Source organism: Belnapia moabensis DSM 16746 (assembly GCF_000745835.1).
GTDB lineage: Bacteria > Pseudomonadota > Alphaproteobacteria > Acetobacterales > Acetobacteraceae > Belnapia > Belnapia moabensis.
The window spans coordinates 1-6513 of sequence record NZ_JQKB01000160.1 but is presented as its reverse complement, the minus strand read 5'-3'; the positions used below and the strand labels follow the sequence as shown (position 1 = coordinate 6513).

At 62.8% G+C, this 6513-nt stretch carries 8 protein-coding genes; 1 reads left to right on the top strand and 7 read right to left on the bottom strand.

The features are described from left to right. Positions 1-507: methyl-accepting chemotaxis protein (locus EP26_RS29130; RefSeq protein ID WP_043344601.1), on the top strand; the 507-nt coding region annotated here is incomplete at its 5' end. Between the two features lie 355 nt (positions 508-862). On the opposite strand, the gene EP26_RS35780 is transcribed toward EP26_RS29130, so the two are convergent. The 7 genes from EP26_RS35780 to EP26_RS29100 all read right to left on the bottom strand — a co-directional run. Continuing rightward, positions 863-1132: a DUF6894 family protein gene (locus tag EP26_RS35780; protein WP_157033912.1), complete on the bottom strand. Its 270-nt coding sequence runs from the start codon at positions 1130-1132 to the stop codon at positions 863-865. A gap of 418 nt (positions 1133-1550) precedes the next feature. After that, positions 1551-2219 carry an exopolysaccharide biosynthesis polyprenyl glycosylphosphotransferase gene (locus EP26_RS29125; protein WP_052389838.1) on the bottom strand — a complete coding sequence of 223 codons (669 nt, stop codon included), beginning with the start codon at positions 2217-2219 and terminating at the stop codon, positions 1551-1553. A gap of 336 nt (positions 2220-2555) precedes the next feature. Then, positions 2556-2846, bottom strand: a complete 291-nt coding sequence (locus EP26_RS29120; protein WP_157033911.1) for a hypothetical protein — start codon at positions 2844-2846, stop codon at positions 2556-2558. Between the two features lie 1420 nt (positions 2847-4266). Next, the gene (locus tag EP26_RS29115) at positions 4267-4449 is read right to left on the bottom strand and encodes a hypothetical protein (RefSeq protein ID WP_043344598.1); all 183 of its coding nucleotides are present in this window, start codon (positions 4447-4449) and stop codon (positions 4267-4269) included. A 352-nt stretch (positions 4450-4801) separates the two neighbouring features. Beyond that, positions 4802-5200, bottom strand: a complete 399-nt coding sequence (locus EP26_RS35775) for a hypothetical protein (protein WP_157033910.1) — start codon at positions 5198-5200, stop codon at positions 4802-4804. Between the two features lie 67 nt (positions 5201-5267). Further along, entirely contained in the window at positions 5268-5585 is a 318-nt protein-coding gene (locus tag EP26_RS29105; protein ID WP_043344595.1) for a hypothetical protein, read from the bottom strand. Between the two features lie 91 nt (positions 5586-5676). Beyond that, positions 5677-6513: IS6 family transposase (locus EP26_RS29100; RefSeq protein ID WP_211259607.1), on the bottom strand; the 837-nt coding region annotated here is incomplete at its 5' end.

Genomic DNA, 6513 nt, shown 5'->3' with positions numbered 1-6513 from the left:
GGCGAGGTGGTGCGGCTGATCAGCGACATCGCCAGCCAGACCAACCTGCTGGCGCTGAACGCCACGATCGAGGCGGCGCGCGCCGGCGATGCCGGCAAGGGCTTTGCGGTGGTCGCCTCCGAGGTCAAGGCGCTGGCCGGGCAGACCGCCAAGGCCACTGAGGAGATCTCGGTCCAGGTCGGCCAGATCCAGACCGCCACCCGCGACGCGGTCGCCGCCATCCAGGGCATCGCCAGCACCATCGGCGAGGTCAACCAGATCGCCGGCGCCATCGCCGCCGCCGTCGAGGAGCAGGGCTCGGCCACCCAGGAGATCGCCCGCAACGTCCAGCAGGCCGCCGCCGGCACCCAGGAGGTCACCCGCAACATCGGCGGCGTCAGCCGCGCCTCGGCCGAGACCGGCGAGGCCGCCGGCCATGTCCTGCAGGCCGCCGAGGAGGTCTCCCGCCAGTCCGAGCGCCTCGGCTCCGAGGTTGCCACCTTCCTCACCGGCGTCAAGGCCGCCTGACCACCAGCGCCACACCTGAGCCGGCCCATCGTTGCCGGCTCAAGTCGAGATCGTTGCGGTCAAGCTGATAAGTGTCTAAATCGCCTACCGGCCAGTGAAACTGGCCATGACGGCGGGCTGAGCGCCCGATGTGCTCGCCGAGGAGAACTTCACGCGAGCGGCACCACTCGCTACTGCTCTTCAGGTAGCGTAGGCGGCGGGGACGCTGATTGATGGCAATCCGCAACTAGGGTGAGACAAAACCTAGCTCCCCGCCACAGGCATCCTGCTCTGTTGCTTCATTAAGTGAATGCAACACAAGTGCGAGGTGTGCTCACAACTGGCGGCATTCGGCATCGCTGGAGCAGCTAGGGCCTTAGGCAACTTGAGCACTGGGCGAGGAGCCTAGCAGTTCTGGCGAATGCTGCTTCAAGAACGGCACTGTAGCCAAGGCGTGGCCAGCATCGTTCATGATTTCGAAATAGCCTTTTCGAACTGTCCCTGTTCTTTTCAGGTCATCAATAATAAGCTGACTAGCAAGCTCAAGCGCTTTCATCCGAGCTGCATCCAAGCTGCTGAATTCTTCTCCCTCGGGATCGAGAATGACGCCGGTTTCGTCATGCAGATGGAAGAAGAATTTTGTCATCAGAAGCAAGTTAAGCTCATAACTTTGCGGACGCGAACGAAATACCATTCCGACTACCGATTTAGCTGTGACGTGTGGTTAGGCCATTGATATATACTTCGGGTTGTAAAAAAAGTTCCCATAATACTTTATTGGGAAGAGTTAAGAGCCGCTACTGGGTCGGCCTGAACCGCTCTAACTGTGCAGCACCGCACCTAACGAGAGGCCGCATCGGGTACACAGACCGTTGCACCATAGAAGGGGGCGGCCGGCAGCGGCGGCCTACGGACAAAAAAGAGCCCGCCTTCCATAGTCGGGAAGGCGGACTCTGGTGGAACCAAACTTGGAGGAGTGTTCTACTTCCTCGCACTGTTCAACTCAGGATGGGGCGTGCGGTTTCACCGTCTCCGCTAGCCAGTGCTGCTTGACCCCTTGCCCATTACCGCGCGCCTTCCTGAAGGAGGACGACGCGGATGGTGGTGAGGAGGATGCGGAGGTCGAGGCGCAGGCCGCGGTGCTGGATGTAGTAGAGGTCGTAGGTGAGCTTGTGGCGGGCGTCCTCGACGGAGGCGCCGTAGGGGTAGTTGATCTGGGCCCATCCGGTGATGCCGGGGCGGACGCAGGCGCGGTCCTTGTAGTGGGGGATCTGCTGCTCAAGCTGCGCGACGAAGGCGGGCCGCTCGGGTCGGGGGCCGACCATGGCCATGTCGCCGCGGAGCACGTTGAGCACCTGCGGGATTTCGTCGATGCGGCTGAACCGGAGGAAGCGGCCGATGCGGGTGGCGCGGGGGTCTTGCTTGCTGGCCCATTGGGGTGTGCCTGAGGCTTCGGCATCGACCCGCATGGAGCGGAACTTGAGGACGATGAAGCGCCGGCCGCCGAGGCCGATGCGCTCCTGGCCGTAGAAGATGGGGCCGCGGCTGTCGAGCTTGATGGCTAGCGCCACCAGCAGCAGCAGGGGCAGGGTGGTCAGCAGCAAGGTCAGAGCACTGAGGAGGTCAACGCTGCGATGTGTTGCAGCTTTGAGCTGCCCCTGGCAGTTGGCGCGGGCAGTCGCCAGCCAACCTTCGTGCAGCTGGTTCAGATCAAGGTAGATCGGCTGTGCCATGCCCCCCGCATCTCAAAAATCGTGGAACGTCACATTGGCAACGCTTGCGCCGCGCAACTTAGCTAAGACATGGCTGCTGTGTGTGACGATCTATTAATCTTCGCCAAAATAAACGTGTTGGCAATGAACATTTGGTGGTTCAAGGCGTCGCGTTTGGCATATTTTCGTATAACGAGAGCTGAAATCAACCAATGATAATAAATCATTCCGAGTTGCCACGCTTCCACATGGATCCTGCATCTCAGCGTTTTGGTGAAGGCATGGTGATCAGCGTTGCCTTGTCTGCACTTTTTTGGGAAGCACTTATCTACTTTTTGGTTAAATAGTAAGTCGCGCCTAGCGAGACGCCGCATCTGGCACCCGCAGTCCTAACTTAGCCGCTGCTGCCTCTAGCAGCGCCACATCTCCCTCACGCCACTGCTTCCCGGTCATCAGCTTGACCGCATCGGCCGGCGGCATCCCAAGCGCGGCGCCCATGTCAGCGGGCGTCTTGATGCGGCGGTCGTGCAGCGCCTGGCCGACCAGCATGCGGAGCCGGATGGTCTGTAGCCGATCAGCATCACGGCACCGGCGATCCTCGGCTGTCAGCTTCGGCTTGGCCGGCAGGTCGATGAGGGGCGAGTTCATGGCCCGCATGATAGGAGCCAGAGGCCCCATTTTCACCGAGCCCTGAGGGCTTCAGGTCGCTCCGGCGGCGATAAGTTTGGGGGGACGCCGCCGGAGCTGATCGTCGCGCCAGGCAGGGGGGATGGCGAACGACTGCTGCACTATGACCAGCGCTGCGTCTCAACCTCAAGCTCAAACCAAGTTTTAGCGACGCACTTATCGCGTGGCGTCGCTGCCGCAACACCGGTGCACATTTAGCACACCAACGAAAGCGTCGCTTCTCGATGTCTTGGCAAAATGCTGGTAAGAAATTTATGTCTAACTAGCAGCATGGTTGCACCTTCAGCCACAGAACTGCCCAAGCATCGCGGTGTCCGTCCACCGCATCCGCGGCATGACGAAGTGCTGCTGCTTTGGTTATGCGGTAGAGCTACGAGTGAGATCAGTTCGATAACAGGCGTCAGCGTCGGCAGCATTGCCTCCATGGTTCACCGTGGTCGCCGCCGGGGTGATCCTCGCGCTCACAGTCGGTATCTTACTTGCGATAGCTGGCGAGAGGGGGCCATCCGGCCCCGGCAGACTGCACACGTACCTTCCCGGTGGTCCGCCCCTTCCGGCTCTCTGCATGAGGATACCCGAACCATGATGGTCCTTTCTAATTAACAACCTCTGGTGGTGTGTGGGGTGGCAATACTGGTTTGGGAGAAGGTGGCGGGTGCTCGTGGACGGTGACGCTGCAAGTCACCATTCGGTAGCACAAGCGTCGGGGCCGGTGTCTGCCTGCAGCACCATCAGCCAAACGGCGTTGACGAGGTGCATTTGACCAGCTTGGCGCGCAGCCAGCAGCGGCCGCATTGGAGCTCGCAGGGTGTCCCGCTGCGGCTCAAAGCGGGCTTTCCCTTCAGCCCTAACGGCCTGCCTTGCGGCAACGGTTATGGTATCGGCTCAGCGCTGCTGCCGGGGAAGGTTCCTGGCTGGCATGCCTGCCTCCAAACTTGAGTGGATCAGCTGCGATAGCTGCCCCAATCCGAACCGGGTGTTGAAGCGGCTGCAGCCCAGGTAATGGGTGAGAAAGCATCCGCCAGATGGTTCCAATGGCGAAGCGGGTCTGCTGTGTCATGAGATAGGGCCTCTATTACCAACCACATCATACCGAATTGTTTCGATATCGACAAGAGTCTTGGCGCGTCGCTGAAGCGGACCGTTGCCCAGATCTGCCCCGCTTAGTGGCAACCTCGAACTGCACGTCCAGCATCCTAGTGCTGCGGCTGCCGGCACTGGATGCAGACCCACATTGGCCGGCTGGCCCAGCGTCTGGGCCTGCCGCGCTCGACCCGGCTCTACCAGATCACGGAGCGCCTTCGGTGCAGGCAGTGCGAGAAGGCGCCATCCCGCATTGAGGTGGGCCGGTAGCGGTCGCTGTGACTGTCCGCGAGTGCCGTTATCCCCAGTGCATTGCGTCGGCATCCACGAATTCTCGTGGCGGCACCGGGATGCAATCGGCTTCATAGGTGGTGGCGCGGGGACCAATGCACGGCTGACCGACGACCGACAACAGGAGATCGAGGCCGCCCGCACCGCCGAGGGCCACACCCGCCGCCCCGAGCACCACGATGAGGAGCATAGAAATGCAGATAGTGTTGAGTAGTCCGGAGACCGTTGACGCCGTTAGCCGAGGGCTTGTTGCTGTCCTTGGCGCCCTTGGTCAGCCACTAACCCTACTTGGATTGGCGCTGGCCGTGGTGCTGGTGCTGCTAGTCCAACAGGGCAGACCAAGCGGCGGTCGGTTGTCGGAGCGGCTGCGACACCGCTCCGACAACCGCAGTAGGCTTGGGGGTGCATCTTTCCGGGAGTGCCCCCAGCCACACCGTAGATCGAGCTGGCGAGGGTTGTCGATCACGCGTTGATCGGCGGCCTCGGCGGGCGACGCTTTGGCTTCCGCGCAAGGAGACCGCGCGTGACATGCGCGATGGGGTTCATGCCGCACCTCCCGTCAACCGCAGCAGATCGTTCAGCAGGTCCCAGGCCATGCCCGAGGCCGAGCAGTGATCAGGCGCTTCGCCCCCGTTGATGCCACGGCACTCGGCCATGGCTGCCAGCGCCTTCGCCCGCATCCCTTCCAGCGTCTGCGGCTTGGCGTCGCGGATAGCATCCAGCGAGGCGACGTAGGCTCGCCAGGTCAGGTTGCTGTCGTTCAGGTCGCAGTCGGTGCCGTTGACGGCGTCGAGCAAACCGGGATGCGCTTGGCAGAGCGCGATTAGCTCGCCGTCAGGAGGAAGGCTTGCGAGGGCGGGCTCTGCACTGGAAGACATCGATATCGCGCCGCTGGCCAGGGCAGCCACACCGCCCCGCAGGATTTGCCGACGAGCGCTCATGACCTGCCTCCCGTCAGCGCGGCCAGGTCAGCCATGACTGCCCCGAAGATGCCTTCCTCGGCGTCGCTCAGATCGCCGTCATTGCAATCCAGCATCTCACGCAGAACAACGCCTTGGCCACAATGTCGTCGAACGACGTAGCCGGCATCGCCAGGATGCGGTCGACCTCGGCCGCCATCAGCTCGGTCATCGCTGCGACCACCTCGTCGTCAATGCCGCGAACGTTGGCCGTGGCGTGGTGATCGAGGTAGCCGGCGATCGCTGTCTGCAGTGGCGCCTGGGCTCCTCCCGGCACGGCGAGCGATCCCGCCATGACCATTGGGGCGACAGCCGCCGCGGGCGGCGCGTCAGCAGCGCCAGTTGTGCCGTCGAGGCCGGCCAGCATGGCGCGACGCGGGGACATGCGGGGACGACTACCACGGATCTGTCAGCGCTCGCGCCAAGCCTGGCGACGAGAGGTCCCGGCAAAACTTGTCCTATGCTGCTGTGAGGATGGCGAGCGCAGCTGCGGCACGACGCATGTGCACCAGGCAGTGGCGGCGGGCAGGGATGTGCTGGTTGTGGCGGGTACGAGAGCGGAGGAAGTTTCGGAGTTCGTCATAGCTTCGGCAGAAGCGCCTCGCTGAATTGAAGCTTTTGAAGCCCCGCATACATCGCGTGCGGCCTTTAACGCCGCGGTGGTCTTGCTCCAGGCTATTGTTCTTGAAGGCGTTGGCCCGGTGTACGACGCGCCGGCCGAGTGTCGACCGGATCGCCCGCGGGTAGGAGCCATGACCATCGGTGGTGACGCGTTCGGGCGTGATGCCAGTGGCAGCTTTGGCCGAGCGGAAGAAGGCCTGCGCTGCTGCCATGTCGTGGTGCTCGCTCAGCATGGTATCGACAAGGTGGCCGTCGCGATCAATAGCCCGATACAGATAGGCCCAGCGGCCGCGAACCCTCAAATAGGTTTCGTCAACATGCCAGTGCCGGTCTCGGGTGCCGCCCTTGCCGTGCCGGCGTCGGCGGAGTTCGCCAGCCAGGACCGGCGCGAGCTTCGCCTCCCAGTCGCGGACGGCTTCGTGGCTGAAGAGGATGCCGCGCTGGAGGAACATCTCGGCCAGGTCACGCAGGGTCAGGCGGTAGCGCAGTCGCCACAGCACCACGAGGGCGATAACATCGGATGGGTACTGGGCGTGGTTCAGCAGCCCGCCGCTGCGCTCGTTGTACTGCTTGCCGCAATCGCGGCAGCGGAACCGGCGGTAGCCTCGAGCGGTACGCTCCGGCCGCTCCGTCACAGCAGCAGAGCCACAGGCCACACACTCCATCACTACTTT